This window comes from Streptosporangium sp. H13245 (assembly GCF_055690525.1).
The window spans coordinates 613,098-636,909 of record NZ_JBSZKT010000002.1 but is presented as its reverse complement, the minus strand read 5'-3'; the positions used below and the strand labels follow the sequence as shown (position 1 = coordinate 636,909).

General features: G+C 71.5%; 21 protein-coding genes. 9 read left to right on the top strand and 12 right to left on the bottom strand.

What is annotated here, in order from left to right; translation table 11 throughout:
* Nucleotides 1–118: 118 nt before the first annotated feature.
* Nucleotides 119–1,708 (bottom strand): hypothetical protein, encoded by a 1,590-nt coding sequence (locus ACW9TB_RS06765; RefSeq protein WP_472747052.1) that lies wholly within the window; start codon nucleotides 1,706–1,708, stop codon nucleotides 119–121.
* Between the two features lie 309 nt (nucleotides 1,709–2,017).
* Between ACW9TB_RS06765 and ACW9TB_RS06760 the strand changes: the two genes are divergently transcribed.
* The 3 genes from ACW9TB_RS06760 to ACW9TB_RS06750 all read left to right on the top strand — a co-directional run bounded on the left by ACW9TB_RS06760 (nucleotide 2,018) and on the right by ACW9TB_RS06750 (nucleotide 6,799).
* Complete coding sequence (locus tag ACW9TB_RS06760) at nucleotides 2,018–2,569, top strand: RNA polymerase sigma factor (protein ID WP_472747051.1); 552 nt, start codon at nucleotides 2,018–2,020, stop codon at nucleotides 2,567–2,569.
* On the top strand, nucleotides 2,566–3,465 hold the full coding sequence (locus ACW9TB_RS06755) for a hypothetical protein (RefSeq protein WP_472747050.1): 900 nt from the start codon (nucleotides 2,566–2,568) through the stop codon (nucleotides 3,463–3,465). Before ACW9TB_RS06760 ends, ACW9TB_RS06755 begins: the two co-directional genes overlap by 4 nt.
* An 88-nt stretch (nucleotides 3,466–3,553) precedes the next feature.
* Nucleotides 3,554–6,799: a S8 family serine peptidase gene (locus ACW9TB_RS06750; protein ID WP_472747049.1), complete on the top strand. Its 3,246-nt coding sequence runs from the start codon at nucleotides 3,554–3,556 to the stop codon at nucleotides 6,797–6,799.
* A 14-nt stretch (nucleotides 6,800–6,813) separates the two neighbouring features.
* On the opposite strand, the gene ACW9TB_RS06745 is transcribed toward ACW9TB_RS06750, so the two are convergent.
* From ACW9TB_RS06745 to ACW9TB_RS06720, 6 genes are all read right to left on the bottom strand, one after another.
* Nucleotides 6,814–8,952: a peptidase domain-containing ABC transporter gene (locus ACW9TB_RS06745; protein WP_472747048.1), complete on the bottom strand. Its 2,139-nt coding sequence runs from the start codon at nucleotides 8,950–8,952 to the stop codon at nucleotides 6,814–6,816.
* Nucleotides 8,949–9,533: a hypothetical protein gene (locus tag ACW9TB_RS06740; protein WP_472747047.1), complete on the bottom strand. Its 585-nt coding sequence runs from the start codon at nucleotides 9,531–9,533 to the stop codon at nucleotides 8,949–8,951. Before ACW9TB_RS06740 ends, ACW9TB_RS06745 begins: the two co-directional genes overlap by 4 nt.
* The gene (locus tag ACW9TB_RS06735; RefSeq protein WP_472747046.1) at nucleotides 9,518–10,669 is read right to left on the bottom strand and encodes a TIGR04500 family putative peptide maturation system protein; all 1,152 of its coding nucleotides are present in this window, start codon (nucleotides 10,667–10,669) and stop codon (nucleotides 9,518–9,520) included. Before ACW9TB_RS06735 ends, ACW9TB_RS06740 begins: the two co-directional genes overlap by 16 nt.
* Complete coding sequence (locus tag ACW9TB_RS06730; RefSeq protein WP_472747045.1) at nucleotides 10,666–11,715, bottom strand: MvdC/MvdD family ATP grasp protein; 1,050 nt, start codon at nucleotides 11,713–11,715, stop codon at nucleotides 10,666–10,668. Before ACW9TB_RS06730 ends, ACW9TB_RS06735 begins: the two co-directional genes overlap by 4 nt.
* Nucleotides 11,716–11,845: 130 nt before the next feature.
* Nucleotides 11,846–11,989, bottom strand: a complete 144-nt coding sequence (locus ACW9TB_RS06725) for a putative ATP-grasp target RiPP (protein ID WP_472747044.1) — start codon at nucleotides 11,987–11,989, stop codon at nucleotides 11,846–11,848.
* Nucleotides 11,990–12,009: 20 nt separating this feature from the next.
* Complete coding sequence (locus ACW9TB_RS06720) at nucleotides 12,010–12,147, bottom strand: putative ATP-grasp target RiPP (RefSeq protein ID WP_350969444.1); 138 nt, start codon at nucleotides 12,145–12,147, stop codon at nucleotides 12,010–12,012.
* Between the two features lie 481 nt (nucleotides 12,148–12,628).
* On the opposite strand from ACW9TB_RS06720, the gene ACW9TB_RS06715 reads away from it, so the two are divergent.
* The gene (locus ACW9TB_RS06715; RefSeq protein ID WP_472747043.1) at nucleotides 12,629–13,012 is read left to right on the top strand and encodes an SH3 domain-containing protein; all 384 of its coding nucleotides are present in this window, start codon (nucleotides 12,629–12,631) and stop codon (nucleotides 13,010–13,012) included.
* A 115-nt stretch (nucleotides 13,013–13,127) separates the two neighbouring features.
* Here the strand turns inward: ACW9TB_RS06715 and ACW9TB_RS06710 are convergent, their stop codons facing one another.
* Complete coding sequence (locus ACW9TB_RS06710) at nucleotides 13,128–13,445, bottom strand: DMT family transporter (RefSeq protein ID WP_472747042.1); 318 nt, start codon at nucleotides 13,443–13,445, stop codon at nucleotides 13,128–13,130.
* A 5-nt stretch (nucleotides 13,446–13,450) separates the two neighbouring features.
* Nucleotides 13,451–14,182, bottom strand: a complete 732-nt coding sequence (locus ACW9TB_RS06705) for an SDR family NAD(P)-dependent oxidoreductase (RefSeq protein ID WP_472747041.1) — start codon at nucleotides 14,180–14,182, stop codon at nucleotides 13,451–13,453.
* A gap of 82 nt (nucleotides 14,183–14,264) precedes the next feature.
* Here ACW9TB_RS06705 and ACW9TB_RS06700 point away from each other — a divergent pair, with 82 nt between their 5' ends.
* Nucleotides 14,265–14,846, top strand: coding sequence for a TetR family transcriptional regulator (locus ACW9TB_RS06700; protein WP_472747040.1), 582 nt, complete (start codon nucleotides 14,265–14,267; stop codon nucleotides 14,844–14,846).
* Between the two features lie 96 nt (nucleotides 14,847–14,942).
* Here the strand turns inward: ACW9TB_RS06700 and ACW9TB_RS06695 are convergent, their stop codons facing one another.
* From ACW9TB_RS06695 to ACW9TB_RS06685, 3 genes are read right to left on the bottom strand one after another with little or no spacing between them, the layout of a single operon-like run.
* Nucleotides 14,943–16,436, bottom strand: coding sequence for a tripartite tricarboxylate transporter permease (locus ACW9TB_RS06695; RefSeq protein ID WP_472747039.1), 1,494 nt, complete (start codon nucleotides 16,434–16,436; stop codon nucleotides 14,943–14,945).
* Nucleotides 16,437–17,150, bottom strand: coding sequence for a tripartite tricarboxylate transporter TctB family protein (locus ACW9TB_RS06690; protein WP_472747038.1), 714 nt, complete (start codon nucleotides 17,148–17,150; stop codon nucleotides 16,437–16,439).
* Complete coding sequence (locus ACW9TB_RS06685; protein WP_472747037.1) at nucleotides 17,150–18,115, bottom strand: Bug family tripartite tricarboxylate transporter substrate binding protein; 966 nt, start codon at nucleotides 18,113–18,115, stop codon at nucleotides 17,150–17,152. The genes ACW9TB_RS06690 and ACW9TB_RS06685 overlap by 1 nt, the downstream gene beginning before the upstream one ends.
* Before the next feature lie 174 nt (nucleotides 18,116–18,289).
* On the opposite strand from ACW9TB_RS06685, the gene ACW9TB_RS06680 reads away from it, so the two are divergent.
* From ACW9TB_RS06680 to ACW9TB_RS06665, 4 genes are all read left to right on the top strand, one after another.
* Complete coding sequence (locus tag ACW9TB_RS06680) at nucleotides 18,290–19,897, top strand: ATP-binding protein (protein WP_472747036.1); 1,608 nt, start codon at nucleotides 18,290–18,292, stop codon at nucleotides 19,895–19,897.
* Nucleotides 19,897–20,592, top strand: coding sequence for a response regulator (locus tag ACW9TB_RS06675; protein ID WP_472747035.1), 696 nt, complete (start codon nucleotides 19,897–19,899; stop codon nucleotides 20,590–20,592). Before ACW9TB_RS06680 ends, ACW9TB_RS06675 begins: the two co-directional genes overlap by 1 nt.
* 138 nt (nucleotides 20,593–20,730) lie before the next feature.
* Complete coding sequence (locus tag ACW9TB_RS06670) at nucleotides 20,731–22,755, top strand: VanW family protein (protein WP_472747034.1); 2,025 nt, start codon at nucleotides 20,731–20,733, stop codon at nucleotides 22,753–22,755.
* Between the two features lie 30 nt (nucleotides 22,756–22,785).
* A complete protein-coding gene (locus tag ACW9TB_RS06665) occupies nucleotides 22,786–23,694 on the top strand; it encodes a 2-hydroxyacid dehydrogenase (RefSeq protein ID WP_472747033.1) in 909 nt (302 codons plus the stop codon).
* Nucleotides 23,695–23,812: the final 118 nt, after the last annotated feature.

Sequence of the window (23,812 nt, the reverse complement as noted above, 5' to 3'; positions counted from 1 at the left end):
CCTTCGTGGGTAGTTCCGGCAGCACTCCCACGGTACGCGCCGTGCGAGGACGCGCGCGGGCATGTGCGGTCACGACTCCCCGGGCCCAGGGTGATCGGGCTGCGTTCGGGCCTTCGCGTCAGGGCCGATGTCGAAGGAAATCGATCATCTCGGACCTGGTCTCCTCGTGTGGTTCGACCGATGCCGCCCGCCGTACCCACTGTCTCGCCTCGTCCGGTACGGCCGAGGGCGGCCAGGTGGTCAGCGTGGTCAGGGCCGCGCGCCGGACCCTGGTGACCCGGTTGCGCAGTGCCACGTCGATCAGTGCCGGGCCGGTGCCGGGGAAGGACTCCAGCCCGCGCACGACGGACTCCAGAGCCCTGTCCGGCCGGTACTCCTCGCCGATGCCGAGGTGATCCCCCGGCCCATCGGCCGTACCGGCCATATTGGACAGTTCGGCCAGGGGGAGGAGCCGTCCGGCCAGGTGGACGAGCTGTTCGGCCTCCTCGGCGGTGGCGAGCCGCATGGCGTGGTGCCAGGCGAACTCGTCCAGTGGATCGGTCGTCAGGCGGGCGACGATCTGCGCGACCACCGGCAGGTGGAGTACGTCGGCGACCCACATCGCACGGCCGAAATCGGCATGGTGCGGATCGGCCAGGCACTCCAGTACGAGGTCGTTCCACCGGGGCCGGGCGACGAGTTCCTCGTAGCGGTGGCGGAGCCGCGCGATCGCGTCGGACGGCCAGGGCGGATCGTCGCCGGGCTCGCGCAGGAAGGCCAGGATTCTCAGTACGGCGTCCAGCCTGCCGAGCGTGGCCCGCCGGTCGGTGAGGAGGTCGGCGAGGCGACGCATGGCCGGTACGGCGTCGTCGTAGTCGCCCATGTCCTCGGCCGGGCCACCCAACGCCAGGGCGGCCAGGATGTCCGCGGCGCCGTCCAGCAAGGCGTCGTCGACCTCCGGTTCCAGCAGGGCCGAGTACAGGTCACCGGTCGTGGCCGCGAGGTGGGCCAGGTACTCGTTCATGATCCCGTTGCGGAAGCCGTCGCGGAGCAACCAGGCCCTGATCTGCGGATCGTCGCACCCCTTGAGCCGTTCCACCGCGTGGACGCGACCCCAGCCCCGCACTCGGCGGGCCAGTTCGTAGGTGACGCGCTGGCGGTCGGGCTGGGTGCGCCGCAGCGCCACCGCCGCGTACAGGGTGAGTTCCTCCAGCGTGCCGAGCAGGAGCAGCAGCTCGCGGTCCCGCTCGTCCCCGCAGGCGCCGAGAAGCACAATGCCGATCTTGACGGCGTCGCGGTGGGTGCCGTACTCGGCCAGATGCCGTCCGACCGCGCCGATCCTGTCTCGGGGAAGTCGTCGTCGCCGGATCCGGTCGATGAGATCGTCGGCGATGCCGAGCGCCGAGACGGCGCTCAGCCGATCGTGCAGCCGCAGTAGCTCGTCGTGGGCGGGGTCGCCGGTGACGAGCCTGTCGAGCAGGTCGGAGATCTCGATGACGGCGTCGCCGTCGGGCTTGACGCCGAAGTGATGGGTCTGGATGCCGTCCATGACGACGCCGCTGATGAACGGCTCGTCGCCGGTGGGGCGGGGCTGGTCGTCGGGGAGCCGGTGGGCGTCCTCGGGCCACGGGCCGGGGCCGTACCGCAGGGACATCGCGAGTGCGTGAGCGAGGAAGGTGGGGCGATCGCCGAGAGGATCGTCGCCCAGCTTCCACGTGCCGGGGTTCACCGGCTGGGGCGGTGGCCGCCCTTCCTGTAGGTCATGCCCGCCATGATGACCTATCGGGCGTCCGGATCGCAATCATGGGCCGCCCCACACGGGCCGACGGCGAGAACCGTTCCCCGTTCCGGCAGCGCCTCGGCGAACGTGCCGATCCCGCCGGGAGCGGCACCGATCGTCCGCAGGTGCCGGGCGGGTCCGCCGCTGAGGTGACGCGCATCCTCGGTGCTTGCTGTTGCCTGCCTGAATTGCTGTCACAACATGAAATATCCGGACATCTGCTCTCATGTGACATTCCTGTACCGGAAGGACGACGACGTGGGAGTACCGGAGTCCCGGCGGCGCTTCGAGGAGATCTACACGGAGCACTACGCGGCAGTCTCCAGCTACGTCCGGCGGCGCACCGACCACCCCGACGCCACCGCCGACGTGATCGCGGAAACGTTCACGACGGCGTGGAGGCGGCTCGCCGACGTGCCGTCCGGTGACGGGGCCAGACTCTGGCTGTACGGCGTGGCCAGGCGCACCCTGGCCAACCACCGCCGGGGCGAGTCACGCAGGACGGCCCTGACGCTGCGCCTGCGCGAGGAACTCACCGCCTGGACCGGCTCGGTGGTGAACCAGGCACCCGAGGTCACCCGCGAAGCCTTCATGCGCCTGTCCGGCGACGACAGGGAGCTGCTGTCGCTCGTCGGCTGGGAGGGGCTCGACACTGCCGAGATCGCCAGGGTGCTGGGCTGCTCGCGGATGGCCGTACGGCAGCGCCTGCATCGCGCCCGCAAGCGTTTCGCCGTCGAGCTGGCAGCCGCCGACGTCGATCTCAACAAATACGGCTCGCGAGCCGTCAGCCTCGCAGGGGAGAACACGTGAACACCGACGTCGGCGAAGTCGTCAAGCGTCTCGCCCCCGACCCGGGCCCCGGCCTGACCCCGGCCGCGCGGGAGATGATGAGCATGATCATGGACGCGGAGCCCGTACCCGCCACTCCCCGCGGGAGGTGGCGCCCGCTCCTCGCCCTCCCGCTCGCCGCGGCGGTCATGGCGGCGGGCTGGGCGATCCCCTCGATCCTGAGCACCACGCCCGCCTCCGCGCTCGACATCAAGGAGGAGGGCGACTACTACGTCATCGAGGTCAAGGACCTGTACACCAAGCCTGAGGTGTATGAGAGCCAGCTTCGAGGTGCCGGTCTCGACATCTCGCTGAGGGTCGTGCCCGTGTCGCCGAGCAGTGTCGGCGACATCGTCCAGAACTCGCCCGATGGCGACATCGTCCCCAGGCCGCCCGGCGGCGACCTCCGGGACGGCTTCGTCCACCAGGACAAGATCAAGACCATTGACCGGTCCGGACAGTGCGAGAAGCCGGCCGGTTGTCCGATCGGTGTGAAGGTCCTCAAGAACTTCACCGGCTCGGTGGAGGTCATTCTCGGCAGAGAAGGCCGTCCCGGCGAGAAGTACCAGGTCATCACCAACTTCGACTTCCGCGGCGAACCCATGCACTGCGTGCCGTTCCGCAACAAACTCGTGAGCGAGGTGCTGGCGACGCTGAAGCAGCGCGGACTGGTCGTCGACGAGTTCCTGGTCGTCGACCCCGACCCCGACAAGCGGGGTCAGGACCCGGAGGCCAGGACGTCGGTGCCCGGCTCCATGTACGTGACCAACGGCTTTCTGAGCGAGTTTGGCAAGACCTCCCTCCTGGTCGCCGACGCGCCGATGCCCGCCGAGAGGGTGAAGATTCTGAACGAGAAGCAGGGCTGCGCGACGGGCTGACCCGGTGAGCCCCGGGTCCCGGAGGGATGACGCAGCCCCTGAAACAGCCCGAGAAGTGAATCACTCTCTGCTACCGAAGAGGAAGTTCATGATTTTAGGCAACGTACTCGCCGCCGCCCTGCTGGCGGGAACGCTCGGCATCACACCGGCGCAAGGCCGGCAGGCCGGTGCCCAGCCACCGGAGAAGGAAAAAGCGAGCAGCGTGACCCTGATCACCGGTGACCGGGTCGTGGTCACCGGTGGCGGGTATCGCGTGGAGCCCGGCCCCGGCAGGCAGGTCGGGTTCATGAAGCAGGTGCGCGAGGGCCATCTGTACGTGATCCCGTCCGACGCCAGGGCGCTGGTCGCCGAGGGGGTGCTGGACCGGCGGCTGTTCGACGTCACCCAGCTGCTGGCGTGGCGCTACGGCGACGCCGACACGGCCGACATCCCGCTGATCGCCCAGTCGCCCGAGGGGACGGCTCCCCTGCCGCCGGGGGCGCGGCAGACCCGGCGGCTCGTCTCCCTCGGGGTGAGCGCGCTGCGCGTGCCCAAGGCGAGCGCGGGCCAGGCGTGGAAGGACCTGACGGGCGGTGCCCGCGCCCTGGCAGCGGGGACGACGAAGATCTGGCTGGACGGCCGCCGGTCCTTCAGCCTCGACCGGAGCGTCAAGCAGATCGGTGCCACCGAGGCGTGGAAGCAGGGGATGACCGGTAAGGGTGTCACGGTCGCCGTGCTCGACTCCGGCTACGACCCCGACCACCCCGACCTGAAGGGCGTGGTGGCGCAGGAGCGCAACTTCACCGAGGATCCCGACATCCGCGACACCGTCGGCCACGGCACCCATGTCGCCTCGACCGTCGCCGGGGCCGGGGAGAGGTACCGGGGCGTGGCGCCGGACGCGAAACTCGCCATCGGAAAGGTGGGCACCTTCCTCGGCGCCACCGACTCCGCCATCCTGGCCGGGATGGAATGGGCCGCCGTCGAGGTCAAGGCCAAGGTCGTCAACATGAGCCTCGGTGCGCCGGACACGGTGGAGATCGATCCCGTGGAGCAGGCGGTGAACACGCTGTCGGCCCAGACCGGCACGCTGTTCGTCGTGGCCGCGGGAAACAGAGGCGCGAACGCGGTGGGCAGTCCCGGCAGCGCCGACGCGGCCCTCACGGTCGGCGCCGTCGACCGTGAGGACCGGCTGGCCGGTTTCTCCAGCACCGGCCCCCGCGAGGGCGACCACGCGATCAAGCCGGACGTCACGGCGCCGGGGGTGGACATCGTGGCCGCGGCTGCCGCGGGCACCGCCGAGGGCTCCCACGTCGCGATGAGCGGCACCTCGATGGCCTCCCCGCACGTGGCCGGGGCCGCCGCGATCCTCGCCCAGCGCCACCCCGGCTGGAGCGGTGAGCGGCTCAAGGCCGCCCTCATCGGCAGCGCCGCCCCTTCACCCGGCACCACGACCTACCAGCAGGGCGCCGGGCGGGTGGACCTGGTGCGTGCGCTCGCCCAGCCCGTCGTGGCCGAACCGGGCAACGTGTGGGCCGCCTTCCCCTGGAACGGCCAGGACGGCCAGGACAGGCAAAACAGGCAGGACGGCCAAGACCGCCGGGACAGCCAGGATGAACAGGATGGGCGGACGGCGACCAGGACCATCACCTACGCCAACTCCGGCGACGCCCCGGTCACCCTCGACCTCACCGCCGAGAGTGAGGTGCTGAAGCTGTCGGCCCAGCGGATCGAGGTGCCCGCGGCAGGACAGACGTCGGTCACGCTCACCATCGACGCGAGCGGCAAGGCTCCGGGCGACTACCCCGGGACCGTCACCGCCCGATCGGGCGAGACCGTGATCCGCACCCTGGCCGGCGCGTACGTCGAGCCGGAGTCCCACGACGTGACCGTCACCGCTCTCGACAGTCAGGGCCAGCCCGTCGACGCATACGCCCAGCTCTACGACCCGGGCACCGGTGCCACCCGTGCACTGGTCTTCAGGGACGGAGTGGGCAGGGCCCGGCTGCCCAAGGGCGAGTGGAACCTCTACGCGGACATCGACGAGCGGACGGCCGGGATCACGATCAGCCACACCACGGTGAAGGTCGACGACGCCGACCAGCGGGTGACGGTGGACGCACGTCAGGGAAAGCGGGCGCGGTTCACGCTCGACGACCCGACCGCGGCGCCCCGAGGTTACCTCGGGTTCCAGATGGGCTACGGGCCGTGGACGCTCAGCTGGTTGTTCCTCACGGGTTCCGCCGAAGCGAAGGTCTCCGTCGTTCCCGTACGCAAGGCGGGACTGAGCTACATGCTCGACACCGTCTGGGAGAGCAAGGACGTGTCGCCGAGCCCGTACGTCTACCACCTCGTCGACCGCCGGACCGACGGGATCCCCGAGGATCCCACGTACGCCGCCAGGCAGCGGGATCTCGCGAAGGTGACGGCGACCTACCGGGCGTCCGGGGTGGCGGCCCAGGGCACCCCGCTCGCCGGGCCCCGGTTCCGTGACACCGACAGCACGTACGGCGCGATGCTCACGGCGCTTCGGCGGAATATGAGCCTGCCCGGCACGCTCATCCAGTACCGGACGCCGGGACAGGTCTGGGAAAGCATGCTTGAGGTCGGCACGTCCGTGCTGGCCGACAGCGGCAGAACCCTGAGGCGCGGGCACACCCGGGAGACGTGGAACGCCGCGGTCACCGGCCCCTCGTTCGCCATGCCCGGTGGCAGCCGTACCGGCGACGAGCTGACCCTCTCCGCCGGCACGCTCTTCGCCGACGGCGCCGCCGGCAGGACCGGGACCGACAGCGCGGCCACCGGTACCGCCACCCTCGCCAGGAACGGGCAGGTGATCGCCGAGAGCGACCTCGCCGAGTGCGCCCACTACCGGCCGGAGACGTGCGAGCTCCGCGCCGACCTGCCCGCGGAATCCGCCGCGTACACGCTGAGCGCGTCGATGCGCAGGCAGGTGCCGCACTCGACGCTGTCGACGGCCGTGGACGCCACCTGGACGTTCCGTTCGGCGAACACCGCCAAAGAACGGCCGCTGCCGCTGATGGCGGTCCGCTACGCCCCCGACGGGCTCGACGACCTCAACCACGCCAAGCCCGGCGCGCGGACCAGGCTGCCCATGTGGATCGAGCGCAACCCGGGCGCCGCCAAGGCGGCGGTGAGATCCGTCCGGCTGGAGATGTCCTCCGACGACGGCGTGAGCTGGCACCGGATTCCGGTCGTTCCCGCCGCCTCGGGATGGACCGCCACGGTGCCCAACCCGAACACGCCGGGATTCGTCTCGCTGCGGGCGACGGTGACCGACACCTCCGGCGCCGGCCTCACCCAGACGATCACCCGCGCCTACGCCGTCGGGTGAGCACGTAACCCTCGTCAGGCGGGGGTGGCCTGGGTTGCGACGAGGTTGGCGTACGTGCCGCCGACGGCCATCAGCTCGTCGTGGGTGCCGCGTTCGACGACGCGGCCGGAGTCGACCACCAGGATAAGATCCGCGTCCCGGATCGTGCTCAGCCGATGGGCGATCACGATCCGGGTCTGGGTGAGCCAGAACAGGTTGGACTCGATGGTCGCCTCGGTGGCGCTGTCCAGGCTGCTGGTGGCCTCGTCGAGCAGCAGGATCTTCGGCCTCGGCAGGATGGCGCGGGCCAGTGAGAGCCGCTGGCGCTGGCCGCCGGAGAGACCGCCGCCGTCGGTCAGCATCGTCTCGTACTTCATCGGCATGGCCATGATCTCCTCGTGCAGCGCCGCCACCTCGGCCGCGGCGACCACCCGATCCAGGGGCGCGTCGGGGAAGTTCAGCGCGATGTTCTCCCGGATCGAGCCGCTGAACAGGGCGGGGTCCTGGCCGACCACGCCGAACTGGCGGCGCAGGCTGCGCAGGTTGAGCTCGGAGGCCGGGACGCCGTCGTACAGGATCTCGCCCTCCACCGGGGCGTGCAGGGTGAGCAGCAGCCTGGCCAGCGTGCTCTTGCCCGACCCCGAGGCGCCCACCAGCGCGACCTTCTGCCCAGGCCGGATGGAGACCGAGACGTCCCGCACCACCCACGGGCCCCGGGGGTCGTGCCGGAAGCCCACGCCGCGCAGTTCCACCGCGCCGCGCAGCCGCAGCACCTCGATGCCGTCGCTGGGCTCGGGCTCCGAGGCCAGGATGTCGGACAGGCGGTCGAAGTGCGCGCCCGCCTGCTGCAGGCTCTGCAGGCCGGTCATCAGCGAGCCCAGCGGGGTCAGGGCGCCGAGCGCGATGGCGTTGAGCGCGATCAGCGCGCCCACGGTCAGCTCCCCGTCGAGGACCCGCCACGTGCCGAGCCACAGCAGGCCGAGGGGGGCGACCACCCGGATCGCGGACAGCGCGGCCTCCACCAGGCCCTGGGTGAGGCCGCTGCGTACGTCGGCGTTGAGCTGCTGGGTGAAGTGGGCCGACCACTGCTCCACCGCCCGGCTCTCCGCGCCGGACGCCTTCAGCGTCTCGATGCCGGTGATCGCCTGGATGAGGCTGCTCTGCGACGCGGAGAAGGCGGCCAGCTCCTGCTGGGTGAGCAGGTTGATCCGCCGGGTGGTGGACAGGACCAGGAGCCCCTGGGCCGCGACCACCCCGGTCAGCGCCAGCCCGAAGACGGGATCCCAGACGTACACGAGTACGAGGTAGCCGACGGCGAGCGGGCCGTCCAGCAGCGCCGCCACGATCTGGCCGGTGAGGATGTCGCGCAGCGTGGAGACGCTGGCGGCCCGGGTGAGCAGGTCGCCCTTGCCGCGCTGCGCGAAGTACCGGTACGGCAGCGCCACCAGGTGGCCGATCACCCCCTCGGTGAGCTCCTGGTCGGCACGGGCCCGTACGGCCACCAGCAGCGCGGCCCGCAGGTAGCCGATCACGAACTGGGCCACCCCGGCCAGCAGTACGGCCCCGCCCAGCAGGGGAAGCAGGTCCGCTCCCCGCGACGGGATGACCCTGTCGATCAGCAGCTGGGAGAGGAACGGCAGGGCCAGCCCCAGGAGTTGCAGCAGCAGCGAGGCCGCGATGACCTGCGCGAGCAGGCCGCGGCGGCGCCGGAACAGGGTGCTGACGAACTCACGCCGCCAGGCGCTCGCCATCGAGGACGCGCCGCGATGGAAGCCCTCGCCGGGTTCGAAGACCAGCAGCACGCCGGTGAACCCGGCGCCGAACTCCTCCGAGGTCAGGCGGCGGCGGCCCCGCCCGGGATCGACGAGGTCCACCCGGTCGGGCGACCAGCGCTCGACCACCACGAAGTGGTTGAACTCCCAGTGCGCGACCGCGGGGAGCGGCACGCGCGCCAGGTCCTCGGGGGCGAGGGAGAAGGCGCGCGCCTTCAGGCCGTGCTCGCGGGCCCCCTCCACGATCGCCTTGGCGCTCAGCCCGTCCCTGCCGACCTGGAGCCGTTCGGACACCTGGTGCAGCGTGGTGCGGTGGCCGTGGTGGCAGAGCACCATGGCCAGGCACGCGGCGCCGCACTCGGTGACGGTGTTCTGCAACAGGACGGGTACGCGGCTTCTCATCCGCCCGCTCCCGGTCCGTTTGCTCCGAGTACTTTTGCTCCCAGTACGTCTGCTCCGAGTCCGCCCGTTCCCAGGCCGTCCGCTCCCAGTGCGAGTGTGATCAGCGCGGCACCGGCCGCCAGGACGACGGCCACCACGATCCACAGCAGCAGGAACGACGGGCCGCTGATCACCAGCGGCATCCGGGTGGCGGCGCGGGACTCGACATGCCTGCGCAACGCCTCCTCCCGGTAGACGAGCCGCCCGGGGCCGCTCCCCGGGGGAGGGCCGTTCGGTGAGGATCGCGGCGGGGCGGCGGAAGCGTCCGCCGGGGTCTGCGCCCGGGAGACGGTGGTGGCCGCCGGGCGTTGTGCCTGAGCGCCGGTGGCGGTCGCCGGGACTTGCGGCTGAGGACCGGTGCCGGTCGTTGCGGGCCGCACCCCGGGTCCGGTGGTCGTCGTCGGGGGGTGCGGCAGGGAGGCGGGAGGCGCGTAGGGGGGCCGCGTACGGTATCCCTCGGCGTCCTCCCAGTGCATGATCCTGTGCCGGCCGGGCGCGGGGACGGCCCGGGTGCTGTCCGGATCGGTCACGACCAGTGCCACTCGACCGTGGCCTCGGCGCGGCGCTCCGCCAGCCAGCCGGTGAACGCGGCGCGTCCGGCGGCGGCCAGCGTCTCCGCGTCGCCGGTGGCCGGGCTCCTGGACAGGACGGCGCCGGTCAGGTAGCCGCCCTCGGGCAGCTCCACCGGGCCGACGACCGTGCCGGGTTCCGTACCGCGCAGTGCCTCCGGCAGCTCCGCCTCCCAGCGGGTCGCGAAGGTCACCGCCGTCTCCCCGAGCGGGGGCACCTCGGTTTCTCCGGGCGGGGTCGCAGCGGTTTCACCGGGCAGGGGCACCGCGGTTTCGCCGGGCGGGGCCGGTGTCGTCTCGTCGGGGGAGGTCATCGTGGTTTTCCCGGGCGAGGCCGACGTCGCCTCCCCGGAGGTCGGCGCGCTCTCGCCGAGTGAGGTCAGTACGGCGAGGAGACCGGCCGGGGTGGTGGCGGTCACCTTCTCCCCGCCGGTGACCCACACGGCCCTGACACGGGCGAAGTCGCCGGGGTTCGCGGCCAGGTGGCCCGGGGCCAGTTCCGCCTCCCTGCCCTGGCGGAACCGGCGGCGCCGGGCGATCTCGGTGATGTACGCCTCGAACCGCTCGCCCGACATACCGGCCTCGGTCATCCAGGCCAGGGTCGACGCGCGGTCGTGCAGCCCCCGGCCCCTGCGGAACTCGTCGGCCGTCGCCTGGAGGTCGGCGGCGGTGAGGGGCTCGGTGTCGGCGGTTTCCTGGGCGGCCTCGACGAGCAGGCACTGGTCGACGATCTCCCGGTACGGCGACGCGTCCCGCCGGGAGAGCGAGCGCAGCATGGTCAGGGCCTGGGGGACCGTCACGTCCACGTCGTTGACGCTGACCAGGTACCCGGCCGCCCAGTGCGTCGAGTGGTCGATCAGCCAGGGCACCCCGTCCTCGGGAGGGGCGGTGAGCGCGACCGTACCGCCCTCGGGGTGGTCGAGGAGCAGGTCGTAGTCGACTACCGGGGTCCCGGGGCGCCGGTCGACGACGAGCTGCGCCCGGATCCCCGGATGCCGCGCCGCCCACTCGCCGACCGCGCGGTGGGCGTCGGCGACGCCCGAGTCGCGGCGGGGCAGCGTACGGAGCAGGGAGGCCCCGGATCGCAGGGCCTTCGCGAAATCGGTCACGGTGTTCCTCCGTCCATTTCGTCAGTTCCGTCCGTTCCGTCCAGGAGCCAGCACGCGATCGCGTCGCTGACGGGCAGCCCGGTCCACAGTTCGACGAACCCCCACGCGCCGTTGGAGTTCAGCTCCAGGAAGACGTACTCGCCGCCGGGGGTGACGATGAGGTCCAGCGCCGCGTAGGTCAGGCCGACGTCGGCGACCAGCAGGGCGCAGCGCGACGCCACCTCGGCGGGCAGTTCGTGTACGCCGTACCTGACCCGGTCGTTGTCGTAGTGCCGCCAGTCGTCCCTGGCCGCCCGGGAGGCCGACGCGTCGATCTCCGCGGCGAACACCCGCTCTCCCACGACGATCACCCGCAGCTCGACCGCCTTGGGGACGTAGGGCTGCAGGATCACCGGTTCGTGCTGGACGCGGTGCCGGGAGGTCAGGTGGCGGCGGGTGACCACGGTGGTGAACGCGCGGTGCTCGGCGCCGTCGATCTGGAACCGCTCGGCGGTGATCTGCTTGGCGACCAGCCGCTCCGCCGACTCGTACGCGCTCGTCAGCTCCGTGGGGTCGTTGGTGTACACCGTGTCGGGTACGGAGAAGCCCAGCTCGATCGCCCGCGCCATGTGGAAGATCTTGTTGTGCGCGCGGCGCTCGTCCGCCCGGCGTCCGGGCAGCCAGCGCGCGGGCAGGAGGCTCCACACCCCGTCCAGCATGAACTCCGCCTGCTGGTCGACGTGCGCGCGGTGACTCGGCTCGGTCACGGTACCGGCCGCGGAGGGCGCGTTCGGACGGCTGCGCCAGACCGCGGTGACGCGGGACAGGTCGACCGTCTCCGTCCCGGTGTCCAGTAGCAGCCGCCGCCTCCCGCCGGTGAACGACGCGGTGATCCGGCTGCGGCTCGGGAAGTCGCCGGTGTCCCACCACAGCACCGGCGTTCCGGGGCCGTTCGCGACGGTGTCCGCGTCACCGTCCGGTCCCACCAGGCGGGCGCCGCGCCGCCGGAGCGCGGTCATGACCCTCTCGACCGCTCCGTCCCCTCGCCTGCTGATGATCAGAATCACTGTCCGGTCCCGTCTCGAAGGCGCGGCGGAACGCGTGTCCCGTCCCGCCGCGCCGTGTTCATCCGATGCGCCCGACGCGCTGCCCGCCGAAGACCCGGCCCGTCCCATCGCGGGCGGGTGGCCGGGCCGATCAGCCGGTGGACTCGCGGACGCAGCCCTCCGGGCGGTAGGTCAGCACCCACCCGCCGGGCAGGCCGCCGGAGACCTGGCCCAGTTCGGCGTCGGTCAGCGCGGCGCCCCCGAAGGGCAGGTCGTCAATCGTGATCTTCGACATGACCGTGTGAGGCGGGCGGGCTAGTACTGCCACCACTCGCAGGGCAGGTCCTTCTTCCAGGCGCTGACCGACCACTTGCCGCCGGAGACCTGGCCCAGTTCGGCCTCGGCCAGCTCGGCGCCCTCGAAGGGCAGGTCGTCGATCGTGATCTTCGACATGATCACTCCTCTCGGTCGCGTCGCCGCGACCCCAGCTGCTCCTCCGGCCTCGGTGTCGAGAGCCGGTCACCGGGTCCCCGTCTCCGGGCCCCGGTTCTACGGAGGAATCTAGGAATGATCACTTGTGGACCACTTGTGCCCCGCTTGTGGCGCCCGGGGCCGGGGGTGACGGTCCCCTGAGGACGGGCCGGGTCCGCCGCCGCGATGTCGGACGGCGGAGGCTCGGGCCGTCCGGCCCGTGAGACGGGCGGTCCGCGATGTGATCGCCCGCGCCTTTCCGTCCGTCCGGCCGGATGGCGGGCGGTGAAATATCCTTTCGGTCGCTTGCATTCCTGTAATCGGAGGGGCCTTTTCTATGTGGTAATTCACATTTCTGAGACTGAATAGGTATTGACGAAATTCTTGATGGCTTGCACAGTAATCACTGCAGTCCCACCTTTCACTCCGACATGACCTGACCCCGCGATCGGAAGAACGTCCAATGAAAAAGCTTCTGGCATTCGCCGCAGTGGCGCTGGCGACCGTCACGGGAATGGGTGTTGTGGCCGTTCCCGCCCAGGCAGCCCCTGTGAGCAGCGCTTCCGTCCTGTCGGCGACCCCGGCCGTGGACGCGGTGGTCATCGCCAACGGGGTGCGCCTGCGGTCGAGTCCCGGAGGGTCAACGGTTATCGGCTATCTCTACCACGGCGATTACGGGCGGATTCTCAATCCGAGCTCGACGAACGGCTGGTGCAACTTCCGGCTGGGCGCGAGGTCGGCCTCGGGATTGCCCTCCGGCACCACGGGATGGGTTTCGTGCACCTATCTGGCCAGGGAGGACGGCCGGAAATTCGACGGCCCGGCCGTCGACACCCTGCGGGAATAGCCCCCTTCCCGGGACAGGCCCGGCCGCCCGGCTCCCCACGGCCGGGCGGCCGTTTCCCGTCACGGGGCTCCGGCGTCACGAAACCCCGATGACGCGCCGTCGTGTCGCCCGCGCGTCATCCGTCCAGGAGTTTGAGACCGATGACCCCGACCAGGATGAGCGCCAGGCAGGCGAGCCGGCCGGGGGCCGCGCTCTCGCCCAGGGCGACGATGCCCACGGCGGCGACCCCGAGCGTGCCGAGCCCGACCCAGACCGCGTACGCGGTGCCCATGGTCAGCGTCCTGAGCGCGAAGGCGAGCATGACGAAGCTCAGGACCGCCGCCGTCACTCCGATGGCCGCGGGCCAGGGCCGGGTGAACCCGTCCGAGCGTTCGAGCGCGGTGGCCCAGACGATCTCCAGTGCGGCGGCGGCGAGAAGCAGGACCCAGGCCACGGCGGTCAGGCCGTGGTGCCCGCGTCGACGGTGATGGTGGCGCCGGTGATGTTCCTGCCGCCCTCTCCCGCCAGGTGCGCGACGGTGGCGGCGATGTCGCCGGGGGCGCAGTAGCGGTCCAGGGCGGTGAAGCGCCGCTCCTCCGCCGCCTCGGGGCTGTCGGCCGGGTTCATCTCGGTGTCGGTCGAACCGGGATGGATCAGGTTGGCCGTGATGCCCCTCGGCCCCAGGTCCCTGGCGAGCCCCTTGGTCAGGCCGACCAGCGCGGACTTGCTCATCGCGTAGAGCGTCCACCCCGGGTACGGCACGCGCTCGGCGAGGCTGCTGCCGATGCAGATGATCCGGCCGCCCTCGCCCATGTGCCGGGCGGCGGCCTGGGCCAGTACGAACGAGGCGCGGGAGTGGATCGCGAGGGTGCTGTCGACCTCGGCGAGCGTCACCTCCTCCAGCGGGCCGAACGGGGCGACACCGGCGTTGCTGACCAGGATGTCGATCCGCCCGAACTCGGCGACCGTCCGCTCGACCGCGGCGACCAGCATCCCGGCGTCGGTGGCCTCCGCCGCCACGGCCAGCCCGCGGGTGCCGACGGCCTCGATCTCCTTGACGACCGCCGCCGCCCGCTCCGCCGAGCGCGCGTACGTGATCACCACGTCGGCACCCTCGGCGGCCAGGCGTACGGCGATGGCGGCGCCGATCCCACGGCTTCCCCCGGTGACGAGCGCGACCTTGCGTGTCATGTGTGCTCCTTAAGCGGAATCAGTTCCGCTTAACCATAAAGCGGAACGGATTCCGCTTACAAGTCTCCAGTAGCCTGTGATCGTGGACGTCGTCATGAACCCGCGCCGCGAGCGGGTCGACGCGGCGCGCAACCGAGCGAAGATCCTCGCCGCCGCCGCCGGCATCGTCGCCGCTCACGGCGTCGAGGGGCTCGCGATGGCGGAGGTCGCCGCCGCCGCGGGAGTCGGAGTCGGCACGCTGTACCGCCGGTTCGGCGATCGCTCGGGGCTGGCGTACGCGCTCATCGACGAGCGGGAACGCGAGTTCCAGGCGGCCTTCATCGAGGGGCCGCCGCCGCTGGGGCCCGGGGCCGGGGCGCCCGCCCGCATCCGCGGCTTCCTGCACGCCCTCGCCGACAGGACCGTGGAGCAGCTGGACCTGCTGGTGATGGCCGAGACGGCGACGCCGTTCGCCCGCTTCGGCGGCGCCTACGACGCCTACCACGCCCACCTGTCGATGCTCGTCGGCCAGGCCAGACCCGGCGCCGACGCCTACGTCCTCGCCGACGCCCTGCTCGCCCCGCTGGCCGCGCCGCTGCTCGCCCACCGCCTGCGTGACCACGGGGTGACGGTCGAGCGCGTCAAGGCCGGGCTGGACGACCTGCTGGCCGCCCTCACCCCCTGAGCTCCACAAGGAAGACCTGCTGGTCGCCCTCCCTGAGCTCCAAAAAGAAAAACGGGCACGGACGTTCGTCCGTGCCCGCGTGTGCCGCGTCCGGGGTCAGGCGCCGCGGCGGGCGGCCACCTTCCTGATGAGCGGCGTGAACAGCGCCAGGAGCGAGATGACCAGCAGCGTCGCCGCGATCGGGCTCTTGACCAGGACCGTCACGTCGCCCGCGCCGATGGCCAGGGCCCGGCGGAGCTGGATCTCGGCCATCGGGCCCAGGATCAGGCCGATCACCGCCGGGGCCACCGGCAGGCCGAAGCGGCGCATCGCGAAACCGAGCAGGCCCAGGATGTAGAGGATGACCAGCTCCACCCAGGAGGAGTTCAGCGCGTAGACGCCGAGCGCCGCGAACAGCACGATCCCCGAGTAGAGGTAGGGCCGGGGGATCTGCAGCACCCGGGCCCAGATGGGGGCGAGCGGCAGGTTGAGCACCAGCAGCATGGTGTTGCCCACGAACAGCGAGGCGATCATGCCCCAGACCAGCGCCGGGTTGTGGTCGAACAGCTGCGGGCCCGGCTGCAGCCCGTACTGCTGGAAGGCCGCCAGCAGGATCGCGGCCGTCGCCGAGGTGGGCAGGCCCAGCGTGAGCAGCGGGACGAGCGTGCCCGCCGCCGAGGCGTTGTTCGCGGCCTCGGGACCGGCGACCCCCTCGATGGCGCCCTTGCCGTACTCCTCGCGGGCGACCCCGCGCGCCAGGCGCTTCTCGATCGAGTACGACAGGAACGTGGGGATCTCCGCGCCGCCGCCGGGCAGCGCGCCGAACGGGAAGCCGAGCGCGGTGCCGCGCAGCCACGGCCGCCAGGAACGCGCCCAGTCGGAGCGGCCGAGGAACGCCCGGCCGACCGGGATCACCTCGGGCTGGCCGTGCCGCAGCCGCGAGGCGACGTAGAGCACCTCGCCCAGGGCGAAGAGCCCGACCGCGACGATCACCACGTCGATGCCGTCGAGCAGCTGCGGGATGCCCAGGGTCAACCTGGCCTGCCCGGTCTGCTGGTCGATGCCGACGAGCCCGATGACCAGGCCGAGGCCGAGCGAGGCCAGCCCCCGTACGACGGAGCGGGACAGCACCGACGACACCGCGGTGAAGGCCAGGATGGCCAGCGCGAAGTAGTCCTCGGGACCGAAGGAGATCGCGAAGTCCACCACCAGGGGCGCCGCGACGACCAGCAGCGCGGTGGCGATGGTGCCCGCGACGAACGAGCCGATCGCGGCCGTCGCCAGCGCCTGGGCCGCCCGGCCGCGTTTGGCCATCTTGTTGCCCTCGAGCGCGGTGATCATCGAGGAGCTCTCACCGGGCGTGTTGAGCAGGATCGAGGTGGTCGACCCGCCGTACATGCCGCCGTAGTAGATGCCCGCGAACATGATGAACGCGCTCGCCGGAGGCACGGTGAACGTGATCGGCAGCAGCAGCGCCACGGTCATGGCGGGGCCGATGCCGGGCAGCACGCCCACCAGCGTGCCCAGCGTGACGCCCGCCAGCGCGTAGAGCAGGTTGACCGGGGTGAGGGCGGTCGCGAAGCCGTCCATCAACAGCTGGAAGGAGTCCACTCAGATCACCCCGGACAGCAGCCCGGCCGGCAGCGTCACGCCGAGGCCCTTGACGAACATCAGGTAGGTGAGGGTGGACAGCAGGATCGCGATGACGCCCGCGCGCAGCCGGTGGGCCGCCCCGAGCGTCACGGACAGGCCGAAGAAGAGCAGCGCGCCCGCGATGATCCAGCCGAGCAGGTCGAGCAGCCCGGCGAAGGCCAGGAAGATCACGCTGACCAGCGCGACCGTCCGCCAGTCGGCCCGCGCGCCGGTGTCGACGTCCTCGGCGTCCTCGGGGTCGCCGTGGCCTCCTCTGAGCACGTCGACCACGTAGAACAGCCCGATCAGCAGCATCGCGCCGCCGACCAGGGCGGGGAAGAACCGGGGGCCGAGACCGAGGGCGGAGCCCGCGGCGGTCACGTCGGCGGTGCCGACGATCACGAACGCCCCCAGCACGAGGACCAGCACCGCCAGCCCCAGCTCGGGCCGCCGCCACGACCACCCGCCCTCCTCTGCCTCGGGCACCGCGCCCGGGGCGTTCATGGAGTTCGTGGAGCCGGGGTCGTTCACTGAATTCGGGACGCTTACGGAGCCGGATGGCGTGCCGGTCTCACGGCCGGTACCGCCGTCGCCCGCGCGGGCGACGGCGGTGGGCTCGGATCCGGCACCGGCCGCACCGGCACCGGCGGATCCGGTGCCGGTGGGACGGGACGGGTCTTCTGCGGGCAGCATCAGGAGACGAGGCCCATCTCCGCGATGATGCCCTTGACCTTGGTCTGCTCCGCCGCGAGGAAGTCGGCGAACGGCTGACCGGTCTGGAAGACGTCGGCCCAGCCGTTCTTGGTCACCGCGTCCTTCCACGCCGGGGAGTCGTGCATCTTGGTGACCACGTCGGTGAGGTTCTTCTTCGCCGCGTCGTCCAGCCCGCCGGGCGCGACGAAGCCCCGCCAGTTGGCCAGCTCCACGTCCAGGCCCGCCTCCTTGATGGTGGGGGCGTCCACGTTGGCGAGCCGCTCGGGGGAGCTGACGCCGATGGCGCGCAGCTTGCCGGACTTCACGTGCTCGGCGAACTCGCCGATGCCGGAGATCCCCATCGCGACCTTCTCGCCGAGCAGCGCGTTGAGCGCCTCGCCGCCGCCGGAGTGGGCGATGTAGTTGACCTGCTTGGGGTCGATGCCCGCGGCCTTGGCCATCAGGCCCGCCACGATGTGGTCGGTGCCCCCGGCCGAGCCGCCCGCGATGGCGATCTTCGTCGGGTCCGCCTTCCACGCCGTCACCAGGTCGGCGAGTGTCTGGTACGGCGACCCCGCGGGAACCACGATGATCTCGTACTCCTCGGTGAGCTTCGCGATCGGCGTGGTGTCGGCCAGGGTGACCTTGGACTTGTTCTGCTCGACCGCGCCGACCATGACCAGGCCCATGGTCATCAACAGGTCGCCGTTGCCCTTCTCGCCCGCGAGCTGGGCGAGGCCGATGGTGCCGCCCGCGCCGGGCACGTTGTAGACCTCGATCTTGCGGGACGGGTCGGCGGTCTTGAGCGCCTCACCGGCGACGCGGGAGGTCTGGTCCCAGCCGCCTCCCGGCGCGGCCGGAGCCATGATTCTCAGCGCGCTCGTACCCGAGGCGCCCCCGGAACCGCAGGCGGTGAGAGCGGCGAGGGACAGCACCGCGAGGGCGGCCAGTCTCCGAAGACGCATGGTCAGCTCCAAACAAACGTAAATAAAGCGTGGTGAGGATGGTGACTTCAGGAGGCCACCCTGTCGATCCTTTGCGTGTTTGCCGTCGTATCGGTCATATTGGTCACACCTCCTCGCGACCTCGCCGTTACCTCGGACTGCTTTCATCGAGGTCCCTGACCAGGGAGTTAACTCGTGCGACGCTTACTCAACGCCTCGCTCGGCACCCAGCTTTTCGTGTTGCAGACCGTCATCGTGGTCCTCGCGGTCGGCGGTACGGCGGGCGTCTGGATGGAGCACACCCGTGTTCTACTCGACCGCCAGTACCAGCAGCGCGCCCTGGCGATCGCCGAGTCCGTGGCGGGGCTTCCCCAGGTGCGTGAGGCGTTCTCCCAGCCCAGGCCCGAGCTGAGCCTGCAGCCGATCGCGCTCGGGGTGCAGGCGGCCACCGGCGCCGACTACGTGGTGATCGCGAACCGCGACCAGATCCGCTACGCCCACCCCAACGCCGCCCTGATCGGCAAGAGGCTGTCCACCGACGGCTCCGAGGTCATGAAGAAGGGGGAGCACTGGACCGGCATCCAGACGGGCACCCTCGGCCGCTCGGTCCGAGGCAAGGTCCCGATCCTCGACTCCTCGGGGCAGGTCATCGGCCTGGCCTCGGTCGGGATCCTGGAGGGGACCGTCGCCGGACAGCTCGGCGAGGCGCTCCCGCCACTGCTGTGGACGGTCCTCGCGGTCCTCGTCGCCGGGTCGGGCGCCGCCGCCCTGATCGCCCGGCGGGTACGCCGCCAGACGTTCGGCCTGGAACCGGGGGAGATCGCGGCCCTGCTCGAACAGCGCGAGGGCGTGCTGCACGGCGTCAAGGAGGGGGTGCTCGCCCTCGACCTCCAGGGGCGGGTGACCCTCGTCAACGACGCGGCGCGCGACCTGCTCGGCCTCTCCCAGCACGACGTCGGCCGGAGCCTGCGGGAGATGCCGCTGTCCGACCGGATGCGGGACGTGCTGGACGGCGTGGACCCCGGCGACGACCGGGTGGTGCTCCACCGCGACCGGGTGCTGGTGCTCAACCGGACCCCGGTGGCCGTACGGGAGCGGCAGAGCGGCTGGGTGGTCACCCTGCGGGACCGCACGGAGCTGGTGCGCCTGGCCCGCGAGCTCGACCAGGCCAGCACCACCACCGGCGCGCTGCGCGCGCAGGCCCACGAGTTCGCCAACCGGATGCACACCGTGGTCGGCCTGCTGGAACTCGGCGAGCACGACACGGCCGTCAGCTACATCACCCAGACCACCGAGGCCTACAGCAGGCACGCCTCGGGCATCAGGGAGAAGGTCGCCGACCCGACGCTGGCCGCGCTGCTGCTGGCCAAGTCGGCCGAGGCGGCCGAGCGGGGAGCCACCCTGGTGCTGTCCGACGACTCCCGGGTGGAGGAGGGCATGCTCGGCGACCCGCACGACGCGGTCCTGGTCGTCGGCAACCTGGTCGCCAACGCCCTCGACGCGCTGCAGGAGAGCGGGGGGACGGTGGAGGTCTCGGTCCGTACGGAGGCGGACGGGCTGCGCGTCCGGGTCGGCGACTCCGGCCCCGGGATCACCCCCGGCCTGGTCCACGAGGTGTTCAGGGAGGGCTTCACCACCAAGGCCGCCCACGCCGGGCCGCGCGGCCTGGGCCTGGCCCTGACCCGCCAGGCGTGCTCGCGCCGGGGCGGCTGGGTACGGGTGCACAACGCGGGCGGCGCCGTCTTCACCGCGCTCCTGCCCACCGGGGGCCCCGCGGAGCCCGCCGAACGGCAGGTGCCGTGATGACCGGGGACGGGCACTCGGGCGACATCCGCGTCCTGGTCGTGGACGACGACTTCATGGTGGCCAGGATCCACGGCGGCTACGTCACCAGGATGCCCGGTTTCACGGTCGCCGGCGTCGTCCACACCGGGGGCGCCGCGATCGCGTCGGCCGCGACGCGCAGGCCCGATCTGGTGCTGCTCGACATCTATCTGCCGGACATGTCAGGACTCGACGTCCTCACCAAGCTCAGGGGAGCCGCGCACCCGGTGGACATCCTGGTGATCACCGCCGCGCGCGACGTGGCCACGGTCCGGGCGGCGATGCGCGGCGGCGCGGTCAACTACCTGATCAAACCCTTCACCGCCCGCGCCCTGACCGAGCGCCTCGAACAGTACGCCGAGATCCGCCGACGCCTCGCCACCCTCGGGGACGAGGCCCGCCAGGACGAGATCGACCGGCTCTTCGGCGCGGTCAGGGGGGTTCCGCCGCCGCTGCCCAAGGGGTTGTCCGTCACCACGTGCTCCCTGGTCGCCTCGGCGCTCAGGGAGAGCGGCGGCGACCTGTCGGCCGCCGAGGCGGCGACGATCACCGGCCTCTCCAGGGTCAGCGCCCGCCGGTATCTGGAGCACCTGTGCGCCGCGGGCCAGGCGGAGCTCCGCCCGAAGTACGGAACCGCGGGAAGGCCGGAGCACCGCTACCGCTGGACGGGCTGATTTGTTACTCCATTTTGGACGGAGGTTGACCAATGTGGTTTAAGGTTGCCGGAGGTGGAAGCTGCGAAGCAGGAGGATACGGAGGCCGTGCGGAACGCCGGAGCGTCTGTGAACCCGCCGACGGACCCCTTTGAGGCGATGCCCCTCCCCTCACGCCCCGTCCCGCCGGGCGCCCGCGACCAGCGACTCCCTCCCGGTGTGCAGGTCGCCCAGTCCCAGAGCGGCTCGCGCCTTCCCCCGGGTGTCTCGCCCGACATCTTCGGCCCCACCGGCCTTGGAGGCCCCCCTGGACTTGGCGGCCCCCCCGGGCTCGGCGGTCCCCCCGCACCGGCCCGCGGGGCGACGCTCCCGCCCGCCGCCCAGCCCCCGCAGCCCTGGCAGATGGCCACCCCGCCGGAACGCCCCTTCCAGCGTGACGAGCCCACCCTCGTCCCCGGCGGCGACGGCGGGTTCCCGCAACCCGACGGGCTCCGCTACGAGGAGCCGCCCCCGCGCCGCCGGGGGGCCCGCAGGCTCCTCCTGATCGTCCTCTCCGTGCTGTTCGTCGTCGCGCTCGCCTACGCGGTGCCCGCGGTCGTCATGTCCGGCAAGATGCTGCCGGGCACCACCGTGCGGGGCATCGACATCGGCGGCCTGACCGCGACCGAGGCGGCCGACAAGCTGAGGGACCGCCTGGCGGGCGAGGCCGCCGGGGAGATGACCCTCCTGGCCGCGGGCAAGCGCTTCGACTTCGACCCCGGCAAGTCGGGGCTGGAGTTCGACGTGGTCGCCACCATCAACCAGGCGCCCAGCGGCTTCCCCAGCCCCGCCGAGGTCTGGCGGGCCCTCACCGGCACCACCGACCTGGAGCCCAAGGTCTCCGCCGACCCCGAGAGCATGAAGACCGCGATCGCGAGCCTGGCCAGGAGGATCGACCTCAAGGTCCGCGAGGGCTCGGTCACGTTCGAGGGCGTCAAGCCCGTCGTGGTGACCCCCCGCGACGGCCGGGAGCTGGAGCGGGAGGCCGCGATCGCCGCGATCACGAAGGCCTTCCTCGGCCCGAGGAAAGAGGTTCGCCTCCCGGTCTCGGTGATCAAGCCGATAGCCGGGGCGGAGACGGTCAGGAAGGCCGCGGCCAGCGCGGGCAAGGCCCTGTCCGGGCCGGTCACGCTCACCTTCGCCGGAGAGCAGGCCCAGCTGCCGGTGGAGACCCTCGCCGCCCACCTGTCCTTCGAGCCGGACAGCGCCGGAGGCATGAGCCCGAAGTTCGACGCCAAGAGCGCCATCGCCTCCCTGGAGGGGAACCTGATCGACCCGGTGCTGGCCCCGCGCGACCCCACGTTCCAGATCGTCGGCGGAAAGCCGAAGCTGGTGCCCGGCCGCAAGGGGAAGGGCATCAACGACGAGCGGCTCGCCGCGGACGTGGCCGAGATGGTCGCCCGCGACGGCGACCGGACGATCCCGGTGCTCCTGGCCACCGTCCAGCCGAGGATGTCCGACGCCCAGGCGCGCAGGCTCGGCATCAAGGAGCGGATCAGCCAGTTCACCACCCCCTACGACTGCTGCCCGCCCCGGGTGACCAACATCAGGGCGATCGCCAAGCTCCTGGACGGCTACCTGGTGAAGCCGGGCGAGACCTTCTCGCTCAACGGCGTCATCGGCCAGCGCGACACGGCCCGGGGCTTCGTCCCCGCCCCCATGATCCAGGGCGGCAGGCTGGTCGACTCGGTCGGCGGCGGCATCTCCCAGTTCGTCACCACCATGTACAACGCGGTGTTCTTCGGCGGCCTCGAGGACGTCCAGCACGTGGCGCACGAGTTCTACATCTCCCGCTACCCGGCCGGGCGCGAGTCCACGGTCTCCTGGCCCGAGCCCGACTTCCGCTGGAAGAACGACTCGCCGTACGGGGTGCTGGTGAAGACCTCCTTCAACGACAGCGGGGTCACCGTCGGCTTCTGGAGCACCAAGCGCTACGAGGTCGAGTCGATCTCCTCGGAGAGATACAACGTCACCCCGTTCAAGAGCGAGACCGACAGCGGCCCCGACTGCATCCCGATGGTCGGCCAGAACGGTTTCACGATCGACGTCTGGCGCGTCTTCAAGCAGGACGGCAAGGAGGTCAAGCGGGTCAAGAAGACCACGGTCTACCGCCCCGAGCTCGACCTGAAGTGCGTGCCCGAGTAATCCGGGTCCGGGCGGCTGGATAATGCGTCCATGAAGATCTGGGTCCCCTCCAAAGCCGCGGCCGATGTCCTGTGCGACCTTCCGGAAGTGGAGTGCGTCGTCTACGACGGCACGGAGCCGGTGCCCGAGGGCGCGGAGGAGGCCGAGGTCTGGATCCCGCCGCTGATGCCGGTGGCGGATCTTCCCGATCTGCTCGCCCGGATGACCGGCCTGCGGCTGCTGCAGACCGTCACGGCCGGGGTCGACGCCTACCGGCCGCACCTGCGGGAGGGGGTGACGCTGTGCAACGCCCGGGGCGTGCACGACGCGGGCACCGCCGAGTGGGTGGTCGGAGCCATGATCTCCGTGCTCCGGGAGTTCCCCGGGTTCGTCCGCGCGCAGCGCGAGGGCGAGTGGACGTACCACCACACCGGGGTGCTGGCCGACTCCACGGTCCTGATCGTCGGCTACGGCTCGATCGGTGAGGCGCTGGAGCGGCGGCTCGACGGTTTCGAGGTCGACGTCGTCCGGGTGGCCAGGACCGCCAGGCCCGGCGTGCACGGCCTGGACGAGCTGCCCGGCCTGCTGCCCGGGGCGGACGTGGTGGTGCTGCTCGTCCCCTCGACGCCCGAGACCACCGGCATGGTGGACGCCGGGTTCCTGGCCGCGATGAAGGACGGCGCCCTCCTGGTGAACGCGGCCAGGGGCACCGTGGTCGACACGGACGCGCTCGTCGCCGAGCTGCGGGGAGGCCGGATCCTCGCCGCGCTCGACGTCACCAGCCCCGAGCCCCTGCCCGGGGACCACCCGCTGTGGACGGCGCCGGGAGCCCTCATCACCCCGCACGTCGCGGGCAGCACTCCGGCCTCCGTACGGCGCACGCTGAAGCTGCTCCGCTCCCAGCTGCTGCGCTACCTCGCGGGCGAGCCGCTCAAAAACGTGATCACGGGTTCCTACTGACCGGCAAAGGAATCCGGACCGTGGCTACCTCGTGACCTGCGGTGCGTACCGTCGGTAAAAGAGATCTCCGCCGCCCGCGCGGTTATCAGATCGGTGACGACTACGGCGTTGTCGTCAC